This is a genomic window from Massilia sp. LXY-6 (assembly GCF_051233485.1).
Lineage (GTDB): Bacteria > Pseudomonadota > Gammaproteobacteria > Burkholderiales > Burkholderiaceae_D > Telluria.
This window is the reverse complement of the sequence record NZ_JBKFGF010000081.1, coordinates 1-22,186: the sequence shown is the minus strand read 5'-3', so window position 1 is coordinate 22,186 and position 22,186 is coordinate 1. Positions and strand designations below refer to the sequence as shown.

At 65.4% G+C, this 22,186-nt stretch carries 19 protein-coding genes and 1 tRNA gene; 4 read left to right on the top strand and 16 right to left on the bottom strand.

Annotated elements, in window-relative coordinates; translation table 11 throughout:
• Positions 1 to 1,137, top strand: a 1,137-nt coding sequence (locus ACI48D_RS25205) for a response regulator (protein ID WP_435573990.1), incomplete at its 5' end; no start/stop codon positions are given.
• Between the two features lie 14 nt (positions 1,138 to 1,151).
• On the top strand, positions 1,152 to 2,072 hold the full coding sequence (locus tag ACI48D_RS25200; protein ID WP_435573989.1) for a diguanylate cyclase domain-containing protein: 921 nt from the start codon (positions 1,152 to 1,154) through the stop codon (positions 2,070 to 2,072).
• On the opposite strand, the gene ACI48D_RS25195 is transcribed toward ACI48D_RS25200, so the two are convergent.
• The 10 genes from ACI48D_RS25195 to ACI48D_RS25150 form a co-directional block, all read right to left on the bottom strand.
• A complete protein-coding gene (locus tag ACI48D_RS25195; RefSeq protein WP_435573988.1) occupies positions 2,051 to 2,533 on the bottom strand; it encodes a MaoC family dehydratase in 483 nt (160 codons plus the stop codon). The two genes, ACI48D_RS25200 and ACI48D_RS25195, sit on opposite strands and share 22 nt — an antisense overlap.
• Positions 2,530 to 3,675, bottom strand: coding sequence for an acyl-CoA dehydrogenase family protein (locus ACI48D_RS25190; RefSeq protein ID WP_435573987.1), 1,146 nt, complete (start codon positions 3,673 to 3,675; stop codon positions 2,530 to 2,532). The genes ACI48D_RS25195 and ACI48D_RS25190 overlap by 4 nt, the downstream gene beginning before the upstream one ends.
• A gap of 24 nt (positions 3,676 to 3,699) precedes the next feature.
• On the bottom strand, positions 3,700 to 4,902 hold the full coding sequence (locus ACI48D_RS25185) for an acyl-CoA dehydrogenase family protein (protein WP_435573986.1): 1,203 nt from the start codon (positions 4,900 to 4,902) through the stop codon (positions 3,700 to 3,702).
• A gap of 127 nt (positions 4,903 to 5,029) precedes the next feature.
• Complete coding sequence (locus tag ACI48D_RS25180) at positions 5,030 to 5,749, bottom strand: PEP-CTERM sorting domain-containing protein (RefSeq protein ID WP_435573985.1); 720 nt, start codon at positions 5,747 to 5,749, stop codon at positions 5,030 to 5,032.
• A gap of 192 nt (positions 5,750 to 5,941) precedes the next feature.
• Positions 5,942 to 8,215, bottom strand: a complete 2,274-nt coding sequence (locus tag ACI48D_RS25175; protein WP_435573984.1) for a carboxy terminal-processing peptidase — start codon at positions 8,213 to 8,215, stop codon at positions 5,942 to 5,944.
• 168 nt (positions 8,216 to 8,383) lie between these two features.
• A complete protein-coding gene (locus ACI48D_RS25170) occupies positions 8,384 to 8,893 on the bottom strand; it encodes a hypothetical protein (RefSeq protein WP_435573983.1) in 510 nt (169 codons plus the stop codon).
• Between the two features lie 14 nt (positions 8,894 to 8,907).
• Positions 8,908 to 9,459: a thymidine kinase gene (locus tag ACI48D_RS25165; protein WP_435573982.1), complete on the bottom strand. Its 552-nt coding sequence runs from the start codon at positions 9,457 to 9,459 to the stop codon at positions 8,908 to 8,910.
• A gap of 117 nt (positions 9,460 to 9,576) precedes the next feature.
• The gene (locus ACI48D_RS25160) at positions 9,577 to 10,194 is read right to left on the bottom strand and encodes a PEP-CTERM sorting domain-containing protein (protein ID WP_435573981.1); all 618 of its coding nucleotides are present in this window, start codon (positions 10,192 to 10,194) and stop codon (positions 9,577 to 9,579) included.
• Between the two features lie 138 nt (positions 10,195 to 10,332).
• On the bottom strand, positions 10,333 to 12,582 hold the full coding sequence (locus ACI48D_RS25155; RefSeq protein ID WP_435573980.1) for a penicillin acylase family protein: 2,250 nt from the start codon (positions 12,580 to 12,582) through the stop codon (positions 10,333 to 10,335).
• Positions 12,583 to 12,628: 46 nt separating this feature from the next.
• Entirely contained in the window at positions 12,629 to 13,414 is a 786-nt protein-coding gene (locus ACI48D_RS25150) for a hypothetical protein (RefSeq protein WP_435573979.1), read from the bottom strand.
• Between the two features lie 134 nt (positions 13,415 to 13,548).
• Here ACI48D_RS25150 and ACI48D_RS25145 point away from each other — a divergent pair.
• A tRNA-Leu gene (locus ACI48D_RS25145) sits at positions 13,549 to 13,635 on the top strand.
• Between the two features lie 666 nt (positions 13,636 to 14,301).
• Here ACI48D_RS25145 and ACI48D_RS25140 read toward each other — a convergent pair.
• The 4 genes from ACI48D_RS25140 to ACI48D_RS25125 form a co-directional block, all read right to left on the bottom strand.
• Complete coding sequence (locus ACI48D_RS25140; RefSeq protein WP_435573978.1) at positions 14,302 to 15,954, bottom strand: methyl-accepting chemotaxis protein; 1,653 nt, start codon at positions 15,952 to 15,954, stop codon at positions 14,302 to 14,304.
• Positions 15,955 to 16,386: 432 nt separating this feature from the next.
• Positions 16,387 to 17,580, bottom strand: a complete 1,194-nt coding sequence (locus tag ACI48D_RS25135; RefSeq protein WP_435573977.1) for a M20 aminoacylase family protein — start codon at positions 17,578 to 17,580, stop codon at positions 16,387 to 16,389.
• A 59-nt stretch (positions 17,581 to 17,639) separates the two neighbouring features.
• A complete protein-coding gene (locus ACI48D_RS25130; protein WP_435573976.1) occupies positions 17,640 to 18,971 on the bottom strand; it encodes an MFS transporter in 1,332 nt (443 codons plus the stop codon).
• 72 nt (positions 18,972 to 19,043) lie between these two features.
• Complete coding sequence (locus tag ACI48D_RS25125; protein WP_435573975.1) at positions 19,044 to 20,228, bottom strand: porin; 1,185 nt, start codon at positions 20,226 to 20,228, stop codon at positions 19,044 to 19,046.
• Between the two features lie 527 nt (positions 20,229 to 20,755).
• Here ACI48D_RS25125 and ACI48D_RS25120 point away from each other — a divergent pair.
• Complete coding sequence (locus tag ACI48D_RS25120; protein ID WP_435573974.1) at positions 20,756 to 21,265, top strand: MarR family winged helix-turn-helix transcriptional regulator; 510 nt, start codon at positions 20,756 to 20,758, stop codon at positions 21,263 to 21,265.
• 17 nt (positions 21,266 to 21,282) lie between these two features.
• Here the strand turns inward: ACI48D_RS25120 and ACI48D_RS25115 are convergent, their stop codons facing one another.
• A complete protein-coding gene (locus tag ACI48D_RS25115) occupies positions 21,283 to 21,663 on the bottom strand; it encodes a DoxX family protein (RefSeq protein WP_435573973.1) in 381 nt (126 codons plus the stop codon).
• A 107-nt stretch (positions 21,664 to 21,770) separates the two neighbouring features.
• Positions 21,771 to 22,186 (bottom strand): alpha/beta hydrolase (locus tag ACI48D_RS25110; RefSeq protein WP_435573972.1); only part of this gene is annotated, 416 nt, incomplete at its 5' end.

Here is a 22,186-nt window from a genome sequence, read left to right as displayed (position 1 = left end):
GCCAAGCCGTTCACGCCGGCAGCGCTGAGCGAAGCGCTGGCCGAACTGGCGAACGGCAGCCTGCCCGCCGCGGCGCCGCCGGGCACCCGCTCGGGCGCCCCGTCGCTGGGCGGGCGCCTGGCCGACCTGCGCGTGTTGGTGGTCGAGGACAACCTGCTGAACCAGGAAGTGGCGAACTACGTGCTGCTGCACGCCGGCGCCAGCGTCGACTTCGCTGGCAACGGCCAGCTCGCGGTCAGCATGCTGGCCGAGGGCGCGCACCACTACGACGCCGTGCTGATGGATTTGCAGATGCCGGTGATGGACGGCTTCGAGGCAGCCCGCACGATCCGCGCGATGGGCTACGGCGAGCTGCCGATCCTGGCGATGACGGCCAACGCCATGGAAGCAGACCGCCGGCGCGCCCTGCAGGCGGGGATGGACGGCTACCTGGCCAAGCCGATCGACGTCGACGAGCTGGTAAGCGCGCTGCGGCGCCTGACGGGGCGTGGCGAGGCCGCGGCCGGCGACGCGCAGCAGGCTGCCGCGCCGGCGCTGTCGCCGAAACTCCTGCCGGGTATCGACCTGAAAACGACCCTGCCGCGCTTCGGTGGCAGCTTCGCCAGCTTCGCCGCCGTCTTCAAGCGCTTCGAGAGCTCGCAGGGCGGCGTGGTGGCCGAGGTGCGCGCCCTGCTGGCGGACGGCGACCGGGCCGGTGCCGGGCAGCTGGTCCACCGCCTGCGCGGGGTCGCGGCGAACCTTGGCGCCACCGAGGTGGCCAACCAGGCGCTCGATCTCGAACAGGCGCTGCGCGGTGAGGACGAGGCCGCGCTGGCGCTGCGCCTGGTGCGCCTCGAGCAGGCCCTGGCGACCGTGCTGGAGGCGGCGCGCGAGCTGCCGGACGAGGTTCCGCCCCAGGCGCCGCAGAACGATCTTGCCGGCTGTGAAATGGAACAGCGGCCCCTCCAAGACGCGTTGGCGCATTTGCGCGATTTGCTACAAAATAACAACATGAAAGCCATGGCGCAGTTCGAATCGCTGCGCCCCGCCCTCGCGCGGCTGGCGCCGGCCGCCGTCGCGCCGCTGGCGGACGCGGTGGCCACGCTGCGCTTCGACGCGGCGGCCGCGCTGGTGGAGCAAGTCCGCGCCGAACTATGACACGAGGAGGATGGATGAGCTGGACCGATATGGCCGTCAACGGCCGCATCCTGGTGGTCGACGACGCGATGGAGAACATCCAGATCCTCCACGCCGCGCTGCAGGACGAGCACGAGGTCCTGTTCGCGATGGACGGTCCGCGCGCGCTCGAGATCGCCCGCACCCAGCATCCCGACCTGATCCTGCTGGACGCCGTCATGCCCGGCATGGATGGCTACGCCGTGTGCCGGGAGCTGTTCGCGGCGCCCGAAACCAGCGACATCCCGGTGATCTTCGTCACCGCCCTGAAGTCCCCCGAAGACGAGACCCGCGCCCTGGGCGCAGGCGCCGCGGACTTCATCAGCAAGCCGGTCAACGCCGCCGTGGTGCGCGCGCGGGTGCGGACCCAGCTGACCGTGAAGCGCCAGCGCGACGCCTTGCGCGCCCTGATCCTGACCGATGCCCTGACCGGGGTCGCGAACCGCCGTGCCTTCGACGAGCGCCTGGAGCAGGAGTGGCGGCGCTGCGGGCGCTCGCAGCTGCCGGTGTCGCTGCTGATGGTCGACATCGACCACTTCAAGCTGTACAACGACCATTACGGCCACCCGGCCGGCGACGCCACGCTGGTGCAGGTGGCCGGCGCCATGCGGCGCGCCGCCGCCCGCGGGCAGGACCTGGTGGCGCGCTACGGCGGCGAGGAATTCGCGATCCTGCTGCCCCAGCTCGACGAACAGGGCGCCGCCGGGGTCGCGCGACGCCTGATGCACGAACTGGAGATGCTGGACCTGCCGCACGCGGCCTCGCCCACCAGCCGGCGCCTGACGGTCAGCATCGGCATCGCGTCGATGGTGCCGGGCGAGCACGGCGCGCCGCCGGAGCTGGTGCACGCGGCGGACGCCCTGCTCTACCAGGCCAAGGCCGACGGGCGCAACCGCTACCGCACCTCGGCTGGCTGAGCCGGGCGACGGGCGAACATGCCCATGCCTTCCACCGTACAGACGGTCTCGCCATGCTGGTTGATGGCCACCCACTTCGACCACACCACCCCGCGGTCGGGCTTCGAATTCGAGGCCTTGACCTGGGTGGTCTGGTAGCGCACGTTCAGCGTGTCGCCGGCGCGTACCGGGGCCAGCCAGCGCACCCCGTCCAGCCCCGGCGAGCCCATGCTCGACGATTTCGCCATCAGGCCATCGACCACCATCCGCATCATCATGCTGCAGGTGTGCCAGCCGCTGGCGATCACGCCGCCGTAGATCGACTGCGCGGCCGCTTCCCGGTCGACGTGGAAAGGCTGCGGGTCGAACCGGGTGGCGAAGTCGACGATCTCTTCCTCGGTCACGGCGCGGGTGCCCAGGTCGATTTCCTGGCCCGCGAAAAAATCTTCGAAATACCATTCGGTGCTGATGCTGGTGCTCATGCCGCGGCTCCTGCGGTAAACCCCGGCTGCGCCATGAAGCGCGCCAGGTGGTGGTCGGAATCGCCCAGGCTCAGCTCGATCGTGCTCAGGCGCTTGAAGTAGTGTGCGGCCGGCAGCTCGTCGGTGACGCCCATGCCGCCATGCAGCTGGACCGCCTGCTGGCCAACGAAGAGGGCAGCCTGGCCGACCCGGTATTTGGCCGCCGACACCGCCTGCCGCCGTTCCGCCGCGTCGTCGCCGCGCAGGCGCACGGCGGCCAGCAGGGCCATCGAACGCGCCTGCTCGAGGTGGATGTACATGTCGGCCATGCGGTGCTGCAGGGCCTGGAATTTGCCGATCGGGACCCCGAACTGCTGGCGCGTCTTCAGATACTCGAGGGTGGCGGCGAACAGCGCGTCCATCGCCCCCACGGCCTCGGCGCACAGCAGGCCGGCGCCGTAGTCGAGCGCGGCTTCCAGCAGCGGCCAGGCGGCGCCTGCCGGCCCGATCGCGGCATCCGGGCCGACCCGCACGCCATCCAGGCGCACGTCGGCGGCGCGCTGGCCATCCAGCATGCGGTACTCGATGATGCGCACGCCCGGCGCGTCGGCCGCTACCGCGAACAGGCCGACGCCCTCCTCGTCGCGCTGGGCGCCGCCGCTGCGTGCCGAGACGATCAGCACGCCGGCCTGCGCGCCATGCGGCACCACCTTCTTCTCGCCGCTGAGGCGCCAGCCGTCGCCGTCCTGTTCCGCACGCGTGGCGATATCGCGCATGTCGTGGCGCGACTGGCGCTCGCCCAGTGCGCAGGCCAGCTTCAGTTCGCCCGCCGCCACCCGTTCGAGCAGCGCGGAGTGTCCGCCCCCGAGGCGCAGGAACTCGGCGCCCAGCACGGTGGCGAAATACGGCTCGACCACCAGGCCGCGTCCCAGCTCCTGCATCACGACGAACATGTCGACCGCGTCGCCGGCAAAGCCGCCCTGCTCCTCCGGCACCGGCAGCGCGGTCAGTCCCAGCTCGGCAATCGTGGCCCAGGCCTGTTCCGAGGTGCCGGCAGGCGACTGCACGATCCCGCGCCGCGCTTCGAAGCCGTAGTCGCGCGCGATCCAGCGCTTGAGGGCGTCGGCCAGTTGCAGCTGCTCTTCCTTGAAATCGAAGTTCATGCTCATTTTCCTTACACGCTTTCCTTACAGGCCCAGGATCATCTGGGAGATGATGTTGCGTTGGATCTCGTTCGATCCGCCATAGATCGAGGTCTTGCGGTAATTGAAGTAGTGCGGCAGCAGCGGCGCGGCGAAGTCGTCGTCGAAGACGCTGTGCTCCGTCTCGCCCCCGAGATAGGCTGCGTCGAAGGGCAAGGCCATCGGGCCGGCGGCTTCGACCATCAATTCGGTCAGGCGCTGCTGGATCTCGGTGCCGCGCACCTTCAGCACGGACGCTTCCGGACCGGGCGCCCTGTCGGCCTGGGCCAGCACGCGCAGCACGGTCATCTCGAGCGCCATCAGTTCGATCTCCAGTTCGGCGACCTTGGCGCCGAACAGCGGATCCTCGATCAGCGGGCGACCGTTCTTCCGCTCGCGCCCGGCCATGCGCTTCAGGCGCGCCAGCTCGCGCTTGGAGCGGCCCACCGCGGCGATGCCGGTGCGCTCGTGGCCCAGCAGGTACTTGGCATAAGTCCAGCCGCGGTTCTCCTGGCCGACCAGGTTCTCGACCGGAACCCGTACGTTATCGAAGAAGACCTCGTTCACTTCGTGGTCTTCGTCGAGCATGACGATCGGGCGCACCGTGATGCCGGGGCTGTGCATGTCGATCAGCAGAAACGAGATGCCCTCCTGCTTGCGCACGTTCGGGTCGGTGCGCACCAGGCAGAAGATCATGTCCGCGTGCTGGGCCAGCGTGGTCCAGGTCTTCTGGCCGTTCACGATGTAGTGATCGCCCTCGTCGTCCTTCGCCCGCACCGCCGTGGTCTTCAGCGACGCGAGGTCCGAGCCGGCGCCCGGCTCGGAATAGCCCTGGCACCACCAGTCCTCGCAGGACAGGATACGCGGCAGGTAATGGTCTTTCTGGGCCTGGCTGCCGAAGGCCATGATCACCGGCGCCACCATGTTCACGCCGAAGGGCATGATCGGCGGCGTGCCGGCGCGCGCGCATTCTTCCTCGAAGATGTGGCGTTGCGCCGGGGTCCAGGCGGGGCCGCCGAATTCCTTCGGCCAGCCCGGCGCCACCCAGCCCTGGCGCGCCAGGATCTTGTGCCAGCGGACGTAATCGTCCTTGCTGAGGCGCAGGTGGTTCAGCACCTTGCGCTGCAGGTCGGACGGCAACTCGGCCTCCAGGAAAGCGCGCACCTGGTCGCGGAAGGCCAGCTCTTCGCTTGAATAGTTCAGGTCCATTCTGTCTCCTCGTTATTCTGGGACGATGCCAAAAAAGCACGATCGTTCAAAAGATTGTACCTGAAAAGATGGACGAAAAAAAAGCGGGCCTCAGCCCGCTTCGTGATGATGCCGTGCTACCGGCGGATCAGCGTGCGCGACGACGGCCGAGGCCGGCGACGCCCAGCATACCGGCCAGCATCAGGGCCACGGTCGACGGTTCCGGAACCGCGGCGGCAGTGGCCTGCTCGGTGGCGGTGCCCAGGCCGATTCCGTTGCCGTTGCCGTTGCCGACGCCGTTGGCATTGCCATTCCCGTTGCCGAGACCGTTGCCATTGTCGAGGCCAAGGCCGAGGCCGTTGCTCGGGCTGCCGGGATTGGTGTTGGCGTTGAGATTGGCGTCACCGCTGCCGGAGGTGCCGGTGCCGTTACCGTTGCCGTTGCCGTTGCCGCCCTGGGCAGCGCCGCCGCCCGAGATGGCATTGCCGTTGCCGGGCGCGCCCTTGGCGCCCGAGGTGTCGACGATCTTGAAGCCTTCCGTCGTGGCGATCACCGACATGCCGTCACCCGCCAGGGCAGCCGCCTTGGCGGGGCTCAGGCCGGTCACATACACACCGTCGATGCCTTGCTTCAGCGACACTTTCATGTCGCTGCCGACGCTGGCACTGACTTTCTGGTAGAGGGCTTCCACCAGCGCGTCGCTGCCGGCGCCGCGGTTGACCCCGGCGATCACGCTGGAGTCACCCACTGCGCCAGCAACGTTGCTGCCGTTGATGATGCCAGCTCCGCCATTCGACGGGATGACATCTGCATGGGCAGCGCAGGCGCTGGCCATCAGGGCTGCAGCGATGAAATAACGAATTGCCATAATGCGCTCCTTGCTCAGTGTTGAAAATTATCTTTTCTATAATTGCTGAGTAACTCTACCATAACTTTTGCAGTAGACAATGTTCAATTGGAACGCACAAAAAAAACGAGGCTTCCACTGGGAAAGCCTCGTTTCTGGCCGCTGCCGGAACTTTCCGGTGCGCAAATCACATATGAATTGTTTTACAACAGATTAGTTCCCGCTTTGTTTCAATAACGACAAGTATGGCATGGTGCGCGATGCCATCCGGGTATCCGCCTTCAGCATGCCCGCCTCGTCCGCGAGGATATGGGCCGCTTCCTGCAGGTAGATGTCCTTGGCGTTCTTGGCCGCCTTCTCGGCCGCGATCTCCGCTGCCAGGCTGCGCTCGTCGCCCTGCAGGCCGTCGTCCGCGCGTGGCGCGCCCTTCAGCGCGACATTGCTCTTCTTCGGCGTGGTCGGGTTCGGCGCCTTGTCGCGCTGTTCCTTGCTGCCCGGGCCGGCCACCGGCTCGTCGGCCTTGCCCTGGGCATCGGCACCGGCCAGGCGCGATTCGCGCAGGCGGGCCTTGGCTTCCTGGTTCTCGCGCTCCTTGCGGCGCACCGCTTCGTTCAGCGAGATCAGGTTGTCCTTGCGCAGCTTGAGGGCTTCGGCGATGTCCTGCTCGATGTCGCGGAACTCCTTGTCCTTGGCGACGCGGGCGTCATGGCGCTTTTGCAGCGGTCCGAGCAGTTCCTTCAGGTCGCCGGCCGGCAGGTAGGTGGCCGGCTTGATCTGCACCCAGGGCAGCGCGTTGTCGTAGGACGACTCGCCGAAGTTCTCGGCATCGGAGGTCACCGGCAGCTTAATGTCCGGCGTGACGCCGCGCAGCTGGGTGGTGCCGCCGTTGATGCGGAAGAACTGGGCGATCGTCATCTTCAGCTCGCCGTACTTCATCTTGTCGTTCTGCGAGAAGCGATCGAGGTTGATCAGGGTCTGCACGGTGCCTTTGCCGAAGCTCGGTTCGCCGATCACGATGCCGCGGCCGTAGTCCTGGATCGCGGCGGCGAAGATTTCGGACGCCGAGGCCGAGCCGCGGTTGATCAGCACGCCCATCGGGCCGTCCCAGGCCAGGCCGGGATTGGTGTCGCTTTCGACCTCGACGCGGCCCTCGGCGGTACGCTGCTGCACCACCGGCCCCTTGTCGATGAACAGGCCGGTCAGTTCGACCGCCTCGATCAGCGAGCCGCCGCCGTTGTTGCGCAGGTCGATCAGCACGTTGTCGACCTTCTCCTTCTTCAGCTCGCCCAGGATGCGCTGCACGTCGCGGGTTGCGCTCTTGAAGTCCTTGTCGCCCTTGCGGCGCGCCTCGAAGTCCTGGTAGAAGGTCGGCAGCGAGATCACGCCGATGCGGCGCTTCACGCCGCCGTCCTTGACCTCGATGATCTGCTTCTTGGCCGACTGCTCTTCCATGCTGATCTTCTGGCGCACCAGCGGGATCGTGACGTGCTTGCCGTCCGGGCCGGCATCGCCCGGCAGCACGTCCAGGCGCACGGTGGAATTGCGCTCGCCGCGCACCAGCTGCACCACGTCGTCGATGCGCCAGCCCATCACGTCGGTGAACGGGCCGTTGCCCTGGGCGACGCCGACGATGCGGTCGCCGACCTTCAGCTTGCCCGACTTGTCGGCCGGGCCGCCGGGAACGACCTCGCGGATCACGGTGTAGTCGTCGCGCGACTGCAGCACGGCGCCGATGCCGTCCAGCGACAGGCGCATCATGATGTCGAAGTTCTCGGCCGAGCGTGGGCCCAGGTAGTTGGTGTGCGGCTCGATCGCCGTCGCATAGGCGTTCATGAACATCTGGAACACGTCCTCGTTGTTCAGCTTCTTGAGGCGGCTCTGGTAGCCTTCGTAGCGCTTGTCGAGGGTCTCGCGGATGCCCTTGTCGTCCTTGCCGGCCAGCTTCAGGCGCAGCCAGTCGTTCTTCACGCGCTTGCGCCACAGGTCGCGGGCTTCGTCCTCGTTCTTCGCCCAGGGCGCCTTCTCGCGGTCGATCTGCAGCGATTCGTTGGCGGTGAAATCGAAATTGCCCTTGGCGACCAGTTCGCGCGCATACGCCATGCGGTCGTTGAAGCGCTGCTGGTAGACGTTATAGATCTGGAACGGGAGCGTCAGGTCCTCGTTGTTGATCGCGTCGTCGAACTTGGTACGGGCCGGCGCGAACTGGTCGAGGTCGGCCTGGGTGAAATAGAGCTTTTCGCTGTCGAGCGTCTTGAAGTAGTTGTCGTAAATCTTGGCCGACATCACATCGTCCAGCGGCATCGCCTTGTAATGGTAGCGTGCGAGCACGCGCGATGCCCACAGCGCCGCCTGGGTCTGGGCGGGCGTCGGTTTCAGCTGGGGCGAGCTGGCCTGGGCCGCATTGACCTGGACCTTCTCCGGTTGCGCCGTGACGACGTGGGCCGACATGGCGAACGCCAGCGCAACCATCAACATCTGCTTCTTCATTATTCGTTTCTCCGGGCGGAATGTGCTTGAGAGTGCTCTCGGGCGGCTGCGATGGTCAAAATGGGCTTGGCCACGCGTTTGCGACCAATTCTACAGGATAGCGCGACGGCGCAGAGTCGGCTTGCATGCTTCTTCAGCCGAGCTTAAGTCGGAGCCGGCCGGCCGGGCTCACGCTTTTACAAATTGAAACAGACTCGGGCGGAACCAGAACAAGGCGGCCGCTGTCGCAATGATAATCACCAGCCAGGGCCAGCTGCGCAGCGCCAGGCGCCAGTCCACCGGCGACGGCCAGAACGACAGGAACTGCGGGGCCAGCAGCAGGGTCAGGGCCAGGTCGACCGGGCCGAAAGCCCAGGCGCCGCGGGTACGCCACCAGGCCACCGCGAGCGGCACCAGCAGCACCAGCAGCGGCGCCAGCGCGGCCGGGGCCGCGTTATACCAGCGCAGGTTGGCGAAGCTGACGGAGCCCAGTTCCCAGGTACGGCCAAGGCGGCGCGGCAGGATCGAGAAGCCGGTCGGCTCCGCGCCCAGCAGCAGGCCGACCGAAAAATGCGCCAGCTCGTGGCACAGCGTGCCGGCCGCGCTGAACACGAAGAACAGCGGGTGCAGCGAGGTCACCAGCCAGATCAGGAAGGCCAGCGCCAGCGAGGGCACGAGGTACAGCAGGATGTCGGCCATCCCGGCAGCTCCGTTCACCCCTTGTAGAAGCAGCGCCCGCAGGCCTGGCGGTAGCTTTCGTTGCCGCCGATGCTGACCTGCTCGCCTTCGTGGATACGGCGGCCTTCCGCGTCGACCCGGATGTTCATGGTTGCCTTCTTGCCGCAGCTGCAGATGTTCTTGATTTCCTCGATGTCGTCGGCGAGCGCCAGCAGGTAGGCCGAGCCGGGAAAGGGATCGCCGCGGAAATCGCTGCGCAGGCCGTAGCAGATCACGGGCACGCCGCGCACCTGGGCCAGGCGGTGTAGCTGGACCACCTGCTCCTTGGTGAGGAACTGGGCTTCGTCGACCAGCACGCAGGCCACTTCCGGGGCATTGGCGAGGAAATCGGTGTTCCTGTCGAACACGTCCACTTCGCGCTGCGGCCCCAGGCGCGAGGTGATCAGCCCGACGCCGTAGCGGTCGTCGATGGCCGCCGTGTACAGCTTGACCTTCTGGCCCTGCTCTTCGTAGTTGTGGGCCACCTGCAGCAGCGAGGTGGATTTGCCGGCGTTCATCGCCGAATATCTGAAATAAAGTTTTGCCACTGCAGTGTGCCCGAGTCCCGCTCGCCTTGTTAACTTGCAAAATTATAGCAAGCGGACCCGCAATCGAAAACTGCCCGGGCCGACAATCGGCTTCCGGGCGGCCGGCGGCGCTCGGGCTCAGCCGCGGCGGCGCCTCATCACGCCGACGAGGCCCAGGCCGGCCAGCAGCATGCCGTAGGTGGCCGGCTCCGGAACCGCCAGCACGACGTTGTTGGCGGTCGGCCAGTAGGTACCGCCGTCGGTGGTCAGCGCGATCGCGGCCAGCGGCGTGGTCGAGACGAAGCCGAGGAAGTCCGTGGCGGCCGCGCCGCCCAGGCCGTAGCTCACCACGCTGCCGTCGATCGCGGTCAGGATCACGTTGCCGAGGGTGTACTGGCCGGCGAGGTCGGAGGCGAAGAAATTGCCGCCGAAAGCGCTCACCCCGCCACTGAAATTCGAGAACACCATCGGGGCGTAGCGCGTGGTATTCGACAGCCAGTAGTCGCCGGGGCCGCCCGCGCCGTACAGGCCGGTGGCGGAATACACATCATACGTATAGGCGCCGGCGCTGCGGTTCAGGGTTTCGGCGTACTGCACGACCGACAGGTCGTCGTAGCTGTCGAGGCCGGGCGCCTGGACCGCGGCCCGGAACGCGGCCTGGCTGGTGTAGACGGTGATGTCGGCCTGGGCGCCGGCGGCCGCGCACAGCAGGGCCGCGGCGGCGAACAGTCTGGATAAAGCGGGTTTGGTGGGCACGATTGCACTCCTGTTGAACATCGATCGGACAGCCTTGAGGCTGGCGCCAGTAGATATGAGGAATGCAATTGTTGCAATCGTATTAACACGGGTTTTGCGCGCACCTTGCGATGCATAAAAGTGCGTGCATCACCCATATTACTGTCCGGGATGATACTTGCGCTCGAGCTGCTTCTCGATGTCTTCTTTATAGAACAAGACCTCCTTGAACTGCCCGCGGCTGTACATCTCGGCCTGGTCCTTGAAGTGCGGCGATGCCGGATCGCCGCTCTCGCCGCCGGCCAGGATGCTCTTGGCGCGCACGCGCGGCCCGAATTCCACGGCCGCAACGAAACTGTTGCCGCGATCCCCGTAGATGCGCTTGGTGGTCTGCTTCGCCGTCATCCCGAACGAGGCCAGCGAACCCCAGTTGGCCGAGGTGAAGCCGACCGGGATGCTGGGCTTGCTGTCGTCGTAGCGCTGCTCGACCTCGCCGCTGAGGCGCTGGAAGCGGTTGATCTCGCCCCACGGCGTCTTCCAGCTGCCGAAGTCGGCCTGCAGCTTGTCCGATGCGCGCGCCAGCGACGCCAGGCGTTCCTCGGGCGTGAGCCTGGTCTGGATGAAGTCGACCGCCGGCACATGCTCGGCGCGGGCACGCGCGGCCGACTGCGCCACCATGTCCTGGCCCCAGTAGACGGCCAGCGAGGTTGGGGTGGAGTCCACCGCCCAGCGCAGGTCCCAGCCGCGCAGCAGCGCGACCTGCTCGGTCAGGCGCGACTTCAGCGCATCGCCCTGCGGCAGCGCGTCCCAGTCCTTCAGCAGGGCCGGCACCAGCGGCTCGAAGGCGGTCAGGTAGGGATCGTAGGCCTTGCCGATCAGGCCGTCCAGGGTCAGGTCGCGCGCATCGTGCAGCACGCGCTCGGCGTGGATGCCGCGCGCGTTCTGCGGCAGCGACCACATGTAGCCGGGATAGGCCTTGCAGTCCGGGCTGCTGGCGCCGAAGCCGGTGCAGGGCCAGTTGTTGGTGTTCGAGATATAGCCGCTCTTCGGATTGAAGACGGTGATGGTTTCCTTGACCTCGTGCAGGCCCTTCCACTCGGTGGCCGGGTCGCTGCCGTCGACCGGACGGGTCCAGTCGAAGCGCGGGTCGCGGCGCGGGATGAAGTTGCCGTGGAAGTAGGCAATGTTGCCGTCGGCATCCGCATACACGGTGTTGTTCGAGGAGTTGGTGCGCAGCTCCATCACCTTGTAGAAGTCGGCGTAGTTGCGGGCCTTGGTGCGGCCATAGGACTGTTCGAGCGCATGCATCGGATCGTCCATCATCTTCACCGCAACCCACTTGCCGCCCTCTTCCCGGATCACCGGGCCGTGATGCGTGAACCAGGCGGTAACGCTGCGGCTGCGCATGCCGTCTGCGGTTTTGTAAGGCAGCACGATGGTCTTGCTGCGCATGGCCCGCTGTTCGTTGCCGTACTTGTAGAAGAACTTGCCGTCGCGCTCGACCACGGTTTCCAGGTACTCGTCGATAACGTCGCCGCCGCCCGAGGTGTGCATCCAGCCGAGGCGCTCGTTGAAGCCCTGGTAGATGAAGAACTGGCCCCAGGTGACGGCGCCGTAGGCGTTCAGGCCCTCTTCGCTGACCATGTGGACTTCGGGCCGGAAGTAGAACGAGGTGTGCGGATTGATCATCAGGAGCGCGTGCTTGCCGGCGCTGCGCTGCGGGGCGATCGCGAAACCGTTCGAGCCCTGCGGCTCCGGGTCGAAGCCCTTGCCCAGGTCCGCCATCGCCACTGCCGGCGCCGGGCGCTTGCCGTAGAAGGCTGCCAATGCCTGCAAGTCGATCGACTCGATGTCACCGCCGATGCTGCCCTCGCTGAAGGCCAGCGCCATCCACGGCTCGAAGCGGGTCAGCAGCTTGGGCTTGACCTGCGGGTGGGTCGCCAGGTACCAGTTCAGGCCATCGGCCCAGCCGTTCATCAGCTTCTTCAGCCATGCCGGGCTGGCCGCGTACTTGGCGCGCATGTCGGCCGGATCGATGTACAGCTTCATGCGCAGGTCGCGCCAGATCTCCTGTTCGCCCTCGACCTCGGCCAGGCGCCCCATCGCGTTGATGTAGTTGAGCTCGATCCGGTTGAAGTCATCCTCGGCCTGGGCGAACACCATCCCGAACACCGCGTCGGCGTCAAGCTTGCCGAAGGCGTGCGGGATGCCCCACTTGTCGCGCAGGATGGTCACGCGCTGTGCGGCCTTCTTCAGGCGCGCCAGTTCGGCCTGCGTGAAGGTGGCCGAAGCCGGGACGCCCGCGGCGGCCGGGGAGGCGCCGGGCGCCGCCTGGACCGGCACCGCAAGCATCGCGCCGAGCATGGCGCAACCGAGGACGCTCGAGGCGATCAAGCGGGAAGTCTGCATCGGAAAGTCTCCTGGGTGATGATTGTTATCGTTATCGTGGTGGGGCTCAGGCTTCGCCGAGCAGCACCAGCTTCTGCTTCAGCACCTCATTCTCGTTGATGAGGGTCGCCACGCGGTCCTTCAGCTCGGCCACCTGGGCCTTGAGGACCTTGACCTGGTCTTCCGGATCCTCGGGCAGGCTGTCCTTCTTCGGGCGGGCGGCGGTCTTCTGCTCGCGCACCTGGCGCGCGGCCTGCTGCAGCTCCTTCTTGCCGCCGGCCACCGCCGCCACCTGGGCTTCCTTCGGCAGCGAGGCCACGTTGGCGGCCGAACTGATCGAGATGGTGCCGCTGCGCACCGCCTCCACCAGTTCCGGCGCGGCCGCCTTCTGGATCCGCTCGATCTGGCTGATGGTGTTGGCCGACACGCGCGCGGCGCGCGCCACCTCTTCGCGGGTATTCCAGGGCGGCGAGTACGGCACCGCCTGGTCGGCTTCGGTCTGCAGCTCGTCGTCGGTTTTCTGGACCACGCGCGCCGCCAGGATTTCCTTCTTGCGCAGCGCCATCAGGCCGCGCTGGAAGTCGGTGACGCTGCGGCGCGCCAGCTGGTTGTCGATCATCCACAGCTTGACGTCTTCGATCGAGTCGAAGCTGTCGTTCTGGACCGTGCGGAACGGGATCCCGTGCTGGCTGCAGATGGCATAGCGGTTATGGCCGTCGATCAGGACGTCGCGCCACAGGATCAGCGCCTCGCGGCATCCTTCGGTGAGCAGGCTGCGCTCCAGGGCTTCGTGTTCGGCGGGCGTGAGCGGATCGACGTAGGTACGGAGTTCGTCGTTAATAGTGATGTTCAATTCGGGTCCTTGCGCTTTTTACTTCTGGCTACAGGGTTCGCATCCTACACGAAGCAAGGACTCAACTAAAGTCACGCGGCAATATTGCACTTCTGACCCTGCGCGGCGCCGGCTGTGCTAGAATTCCGGCGCCCGCCCGGATGGTGAAACTGGTAGACACCCGGGACTTAAAATCCCGTGCCAGCAATGGCGTGCCGGTTCGATCCCGGCTCCGGGCACCATCAGATCGTCTCTCGCCTTCGACCGCCCGGCCGTGACGGCAGCTTGTCACGCGGTGACGCGGCAACCCGGATACGGCCGGGCACCATTGCTCTCAGAAGAAGTGAACGATCGCGAGCTGCAGGCCGCGCGCACTGGCTCCAGGGAGTGCCAAGGGCAGGCCGAAGACCGCTGCGCCGTTGAGCGTGTATTCATGAACGCCGCCCTCGAGCCAATTGGGTTAACCCTGTCCGCTGTAGTAGGCGCCGTGACCTGGTCGGTTATTTTGTCGCACAGCGATTGTTAGTCTTCGACTTCAAGAGCCTGTCCCTGGCGCCGGTCCCGCTCCACATTCGCTCTTGCTTGCTTCCCCGACTTGGCATGGATCGCTGTGTCCTGGTCAATGTACGTCGCGAAACCATGTTTGAGCACGCGTAGCAGATTCTGCTCCATGACGTCAGGGTGCTTGCGGGTCATCCAGTCAAAGCAGTGCCAGCGCGCCGACCGGTGGCCTGGGCGGCCTGCTGCCGGTCGAGTATGAGAAGCAATATTTCAGCGACTCTTGAGTGTGTAGAAAAGCCGTCGCGATTCAGTTTGACGCCTTGCGCCGGCCAGATAGCGCGTGCGCCGACGTCTCTTGAAAAGCGATGTTTGTTCAATGCCTGGCGTGACCGCCGGGCGCCGCAGCCTTATTCGAACGCGAGCCCGGAATCACCACCGGGGACAGGTACGCGATCGCGTAGCGGCGCCTTGGTCACCGCATGTGGACTGGCGCGCCGATCGCCGGCAGCCAGGGGACCTGAAGGCAGCTTGAACACGCCGACAAGCAGCGCGAGCCGCGCCGCCTGTTCCCGCATCGCTTCGGACGCCGCCGCCGCTTCCTCGACCAGAGCCGCGTTCTGCTGGGTCACTTGATCCATCTGGGCGATGGCCTGGTTGACATGCTGAATACCCATGCTCTGTTCCTGGGTCGCGCTGCTGATCGCGCCGATCATACCGCTCACACGGCCGACGTTGGCAACGATTTCCTGCATCGTGGCGCCCGCTTCCTGTGCCAGCCTGACGCCGCCGTCGATTCTGGACACGGAGCCACCGATCAGGTCCTTGATCTCTTTCGCCGCCGCGCCCGAGCGCTGGGCCAGGTTACGGACTTCACTGGCCACCACGGCAAAGCCCCTGCCTTGTTCGCCCGCGCGCGCCGCTTCCACCGCCGCGTTCAATGCCAGGATGTTTGTCTGGAAAGCGATGCTGTCGATGACGCCGATGATGTCGACGATTTTATTGGACGACGCGTTGATCGCTTCCATGGTATCGACGACTCTGGCCACCGCCGCGCCGCCACGCCGCGCCACTTCGGCGGCCGATTCCGCCAGTGCATCGGCTTGACGCGCATTGTCGGTGTTCTGCTTGAGGGTGGTGGTCAGTTCCTCCATCGAGGCGGCGGTTTCCTCGAGCGAGCTGGCCTGCTCCTCGGTACGGATGGAAAGGTCTTGGGTTCCGCTGGCGATGTCGCCCGATGCCGCGGCGATCAGGTCGGTGCCGACGCGCACTTGCGTGACAATGCCGGCCAAGGCGTCGCGCATCGACTTCATGGCGGCCATCAGGCTATCCCGGTCACCGGCACGGATAGCCACCTCGACACCCAGATCGCCGGTCGCGATGCGCCGCGCCACCGCGACCGCGACTTCGGGATCGCCGCCGATCTGGCGTTCAATGCTGCGCGTAAGCACCACGACCAGTGCCGTGAGGGCAGTACCGATCACGGCCAGCCAGAGTGCGGCATTGCTCAGCTGTTGATGGAAAGCGTGGTTCAGGTCGTCGGCGTACAGGCCAATCATGAAATACCAGTCCCAAGCTTGATAGCGGCCGGTATACGAAATCTTGCGAACGGGCTCCCGCGAGCCCGGCTTGGCCCACATATATTCGGTAAAGCCGGCGCCGGTTTTCCGGGCCGATTCGATCCCATCCACCGTGATCGCCCGGCCGTTTGTGTCGAGCACTTTCGCATTCGGCGTGCCGATCAGGTCGGCCTTCAGCGGATGCATCAGCATCTTGGCGCTGTCGAATACGACGACATAGCCGCTTTCCCCGAAGCGCAATGCCTTGATGCGCGCCAGGGCCTGGCGTTTGGCTTCGTCGAGCGGCAGCGCGCCGTTGCTCGCCAATCCTGCATACTCCTTGGTAATCGATGTTGCCATGTCGCCGGCATTCGCAAGCTGGGCCTTGCGTTCCTCGAAGCGCAGTTCGCGCGTGTGCACGGCATCGATCACGAAGACTGTCAGCAGGCATATCCAGCTGAGCAGCAAGGGGAGGAAGAGTTTTTGGCGGAAAGTAATTTTCATTATTGTAATTAAGACAGTGGTCGAGGCATCAGGGCAAGAGGCGGGGGCTAGCCTCTCCACGCTGGTGGTGCACGGTCATCAGGTCGGTGGATTAATGCCGGCCCTTTCATTAAAGATAGATAAGCCGTGCAACGGCGTCCAACACCGATTGGGTATCCCGTCAATACTCCGCAGGTATCGGCAGTCGCCTGCGCAAAGTCCGGCATGGTCGGGCCAACGGAGGCCACCACCCTCTATGAAAACCAGCCTTCCTCGGTCCAGTCCATTACCGGACCAATCGTCTTAATATCGAGCGTCATGAAACTGCTCCGGGCACCAGTATGCATGCGGCTTGCAGCACGCTACGGCCGATACCGCTCTGCCCTAGGGCCGTCTTCGGCGACCGTGACAATGCTCGCCGGCGGGAAGCCTCGTCGACGGCGCCCATGAAACTCAGACCTGGGACTGCAGATAGGTTTCCGCCAAAGAACTCCAGTATGCCGCCCCGATGGGGAGATTGTCGTCATTGAAATCATACCCGGGGTTATGGACCATGCAGGCCCCTTGGGCATCGCCCTCGCCATTGCCGATCAGCAGATAGCATCCGGGACGCTTTTCCAGCATGAAGGAGAAATCCTCGCTGCCCGTCAGCGGGGTTCCCTGCGCCACGATATTCTCCGCGCCGACCAGCTCGCGCCCGACAGCGCGGGCCAGCTCCGTCTCGGCCGCGGCGTTCACCAGCACCGTATAGCCCTGTCGGTAGTCGATGCGGGCCTGGACACCGAAGCTGGCCGCCTGGGCCTCGACGATGGCCTTCAGCTTCCGCTCCAGCAGGGCACGGACGCCGGCATCCATGGCGCGCACGCTGATTTCCAGCGTTGCCGACTGGGGGATCACATTATTCGCGACGCCGGCGTGGATCGCGCCGACAGTGACGATGGCCATCTTCTGCGGATCGGTGTTACGCGACACGATCGTCTGCAGCGCCATCACGATGCTGGCTGCAGCCACCACTGGATCCGCGGCTAGGTGCGGCATGGCGCCATGGCCGCCGACGCCGGTGATGGTCACGGTCGCGTAGTCCGAGGATGCCATGAAGGCTCCTTCGCGGAACACCAGTTGCCCCTGCGGGGCGCCCGGCATGTTATGCATGGCATACACCGCGTCGCATGGATATTTCTCGAACAGGCCGTGTTCCATCATGCGCAAGGCGCCGCCCATGCCTTCTTCCGCCGGCTGGAAGATCAGGTTCAGCGTGCCGGAGAAATCGCCTTGTTCGGCCAGGTACTTGGCCGCGCCCAGCAGCATCGCGGTATGTCCGTCATGGCCGCAGGCGTGCATCATGCCGGGCCGGGAGCTGGCATAGTCCAGCCCGGTTTTTTCTTCGATCGGCAGTGCGTCCATGTCGGCGCGGATGCCGAGACTGCGCGTACCCGAGCCGCGCCGCAGCTGGCCGACGACGCCGGTGCCGCCAAGCCCGCGCTCGACCTGGTAACCCCATTCGCTCAGGCAGCGCGCCACCAGGTCGCTGGTCCTGAATTCTTCGAAACCGAGTTCCGGATGCCGGTGCAGGTCGCGGCGCAGTGCGGTGAACTCGGCGGCGTGCCTCTTCATGTAGTCGAGATAGTGTTGTGCTTGATGTTGCATGTTGCAGCCTTTTGTTCAAGGGTGGAAAACAGCGCGTGCGCGCCGCCGGTTGCCTGACTTCAGTGCGCCGGCGCCTTCTCGTTTACTTCCGGCAGTGCGAACGTGGCCAGGGCGCAGATGATACTGGCCGCGGTCAGATACCAGGCCGGCGCCGCCGGGTTGCCGGTGGCGGCGATCAGCCAGGTAATCACGAACTGCGTGGTGCCGCCGAACAGCGCCACGCCGACAGCATAGGCGATCGACAATCCGACCGCACGGATGCTGCGCGGAAGCAGTTCCGGTATCGTCACCAGGATGACCCCGGCGCTCAGGGCGTTCAGCGCCGCCAGCAGCGCGGTCACGCCAAGCAGCGCGGCCGTGGTCGGTTGCTCGGCCAGGAACATGAAGGCCGGGTATGCAAGCAGTGCCAGCAGGATGCGCGGAATCAGCATCACCGGCCGGCGGCCGTAGCGGTCGCTCAACCAGCCGCCGAGCAGCGAAAATACCAGGGTAACGAGGCCGACCACGAGCGTAGCAGACATGGCGATGGTCGGCGTCATCTTCAGCGTGGTGATGGCATAGGTCGTCATGTAATTGCTGACATAATTGGCGACCGTACCGCCGAGCACGACCAGGATCGCCAGCAACAGCAGGCCGCGGTGATCGCGCAGCCGGGCCGGAGAATGGGCAGCAGGCCCAGCCGCCGTCCCGGAGGCAGTGCCGGACTCGAGCGTTTCAGGCATGCTCCGGCGCAGGTAAAGCGCGACCGGGATCAGCAACAGGCCGCAGGCGAAGGGAATCCGCCATCCCCAGGCCTGCAGGTCTGCCGGGTTCAAGGTGCCGGTCAATGCCATGCCGAAGACCCCGGCGACCAGCGTAGCGACGCCCTGGCTCGCCAATTGCCAACTGCCGTACAGCCCGCGTTTCCCGGCAGGAGAAATCTCGACCAGGAATGCGCTCGACGGTCCCACTTCGCCGCCCAGTGCGAGCCCTTGTACCAGGCGGCACACCACGACGATGATGGGGGCTGCCATGCCGATGCTGGCATACGATGGGGTTAGCGCCAGCCCAAGGGTGCCGACCGTGATCAGGGCAATCGTCAGCAGCATGGCGGGCTTGCGGCCGGCACGATCGGCGTAGGCGCCGATCAGGATGCCTCCCAGCGGACGCGAGACGAAGCCGACGCCGAACACGGCGACCGAGAGCAGCAGGCTGACGGTCGCCGACGTGGCCGGGAAGAAGGCTTTGCCGATGTATACCGCAAAGAAGGCGTAGGTCACGAAATCGTAGAACTCGAGGGCATTGCCGGCAACGGTGGCGGCGAGGATCCGGCGCGTGAGCCGGTTTGCCGGTTCGGCGGCGGCTTCGATGCCGCTGGCGTGCCGCCGGGCTGGAACGGTCTTGGTCTGCATGCTGGATTTCCTTTCGATGACAGGGTTTCCCGCGTTACGCGGATGGGGTGGGTTCTTTCGATGAAACCCGGCTCAAAAGTGATGCTCCAGGCCCAGGGTCGCGCTGCGGATCGACGCACCCGCCACGCCAGTGGGAAAACCGGACGTCGCCTCGACGTTGTACGCCAGCGCCGATCCCGATCCATTCATCAGGGCGGCGACACGCCCGTACAGCGCGGTGCGCGGCGACAGGAAATGTTCGATGCCCAGCGTCGGCCCCCAGGCATGGTCGCCGGGTTTGCCGACACGGCGGTACACTGCCGCGAACCTGACCATGTTGGCGCCGAACTTCTTCTGCAGCGCCAGCACGGCAACGCGTGCGACCGGGTCGCCCTGGTATTGCGATGCCGTATGGATGAAGCCTGCGGAACCCAGGAAAGGACCGAAATCGTGGATCCAGTTGGCCAGGTAGATGTCGGTCCGGACGGTGGGCGCGACCGTCGCGTTCTTGCAGCTGCCGGCCACGCCGGGATCGCACCAACCCTGGGCATACGAGGCGATCGCGTTGTTGCCGGGGTCCACATAGGCCAGCGATACCGAGCGGCTATGGGTCCTGCTGCCGATCGACTGGTTGCTGTTCAGCGCATAGGTGGCGGCACCGGAAAAGTGGCCGCCGATCATCGGCGTGTTGTAGGTGACCGTGCTGTTGGTCCGCTGCAGGCCCTCGGTGTTCGCATAGCCGAGGTCGGCGGCCGGGGAATACAGGTAGGTGAAGGTGGATTCGTGGGCATTGGCCAGGAATGGATCGAGCAGCAGGGAGCCCAGGCCGAGCGCCCCGTAATGCCGGCCGACGGTCACTTTTCCGAACGCAGGGTTGGACATTCCGACGTAGGACGCCCGGTTGAACAGCGTTCGGCTGTCCTGCTGCGCACCGTTGTCGGCCGTGATCCCGGATTCGAGCCGGAAGAACACCGTGGTGTCGGCGCCGAGGTATTCCTGGCCGTAGATGCCGAATTTGGACGTCCAGGCATTCCCGCTCTGCTCCCTGACGCTCGACTTGCCGCCGGCATTCACGTAGTTGAGCCCGAGGTCCAGCGTGCCATACAACCTGGTGAAACTGGTGCGCGGCGCGACGCTGAAGACCTGCGGTCCCAGGCCGGTACTCACGACAGACAACATCTCTTGCATCTGGCTGGACTGGGCATGGCTGGTTCCGGGGAGGATGGTAGCGGCCGCAGCGGCGGCAGCGATCAACAGCGATGGCAGAGGCACTTTCATGGCGATCCTTTCGAGCTGAGTTGTGATGGAACGGTATTTCGGCGAATCGGCCCCGCGCAATTAGTTGAATGTTTCAACTAATTAGTCGGATGGGTGCCGCGGCATCATTTACCGACACGGAGCTGCGCCTCCGGCGTGAACCGGTGCAAAGCCGATGCGTCGTGGTGTGGCTCAGGGCGTGACAGGTCCTGCCTCTACGCGCGCGGCGCTTCGGCGGCGGTCACCAAGGGAAGGACCGGAATCAGGATGGGGAATCGTCGACGGCTCGGCCATCGGCCGCGCGAGGGGGCAGGCGAAGCGCTGCGTCTTGCAGGTGATGTTGCATGTTGTCGTCTCCGTGTTTTTTATGGTCGGGTAGTGCCGGACAAGATCGCGTTTTTAGTAGAATATCTCAACTGTTGAAAGATGCAACTAATTTCTCGGGCACCTTGCAAACCGAGAGCCACGGCCGGGTTGCGGTAGAATGATCGTCGAAGTGCACGGCAGCGGAAGCCGGCGGTATCCGCCTCAACGACGAACTCGACGACATGGCTATTTCTGAAGAAGGCAAGGAGCGCAAAGATGAATCGGCTTTCTCCTCGTACCTCACGTTCCGGCTCGATTTGTTAAAAACCGAAATGATCCGTAACGCCAACCTGGTGTATCGGCGCGAGTTCGACCTGGACGTGCGTGCGCTGCGTGTGTTGCGCGCCATCTGCGACGCACCGGGGGCCACCGCGACCGAGCTGAGGGAAAGCACACTGATTGAAAAGACATTGCTGTCAAAGATGGTGGCCGACCTGGTCGACCGGAAGCTGGTGCGCCGCCGCATCCATCCCGACGACGCGCGCCACTACCAGTTATGGCCTACCAGTAGCGGCGAACGGACGCGCAGCTTGAGCGACGCCGTGGGGGAGTCGATGGAGCAGCGGATGCTCTCCACGCTGTCGGACGCGGAAAAGCGCGAGTTCCGACGCATCATCGACAAGCTGGTCGCCGAATTACGTCATGCCGCGAAGCATCAGAAAAGCGGCTCCCCGGGCACTGCCGGCAGCTAGGCCGCCTGAGCGCAACTTCAACGCTTTTCCATATTGGCGTCGATGCTCGGCTCCCCGGCCCCGTATTTGACGAACAGCAGGTAGCCGCCAGCCATCGCCAGGTTCTTCATGAAATTGTTCATCTGGTTGGTATCGGCAAAATTGGTATGCGCAATCAGGGCCGATGCGATGCTGAACAGCGCCAGGATGGCCGCCGCCCAGCGCGCCTTCAGCCCGAACAGCAGGGCCAGGCCGCCGCCCAGTTCGATCAGGATGACCAGCGGCGTCACCAGGGCCGGCATCGGCAAATGCATCGAGGCGAAATACGCTTGTGTGCCGGCATAGCCGGTCAGCTTGCCCCATCCCGAAATAATGAATATTAGCGACATCAAGATGCGCGCTGCGATGTTCAAGGCCATGGCGGTTCCTTTCGGGTCAGTGTGAAGTGAAGCAGCCGGGTTGCGCTGAAATTATAGTGCCGCCGCTGTCAAGACAGCGCAGCGGATGCCGAGCCTGCTGCAGCCGCTCACAGCTGGCCCGCGAGCCACTGCTCGAAGTCCCCGCTCATGTTGCGGTCCAGCGCATGGCCGGCCGCATACTCGCGGTACGCCAGCGGCACCCCCAGTCCTTCCAGCAGCGCGCGCGACTGGTGCGCGAAGTGGATGCCGAGGGTCTGGTCGGCGACGCCGTGGCTGACGAAGGCCTGCAGCCTGCCGAGCGCCGGCCCCTGCTCGACCAGCGGCAGGATCTCGGGCAGGATGCGCCCGCTGAGCACACCGAAGCCGGCCACGCTGTCCGGCGCCGTCAGCGCGACGCTGGCGCTCATGATGCCGCCCTGGCTGAAGCCGGCGATCCAGATCCGCTGCGGATCGGCGCCGCAGAGCACCGGCAGCTGGCCGATGAACTCGCGCAGCTGGACCCGCGAGCGTTCGGCCTGGGCGG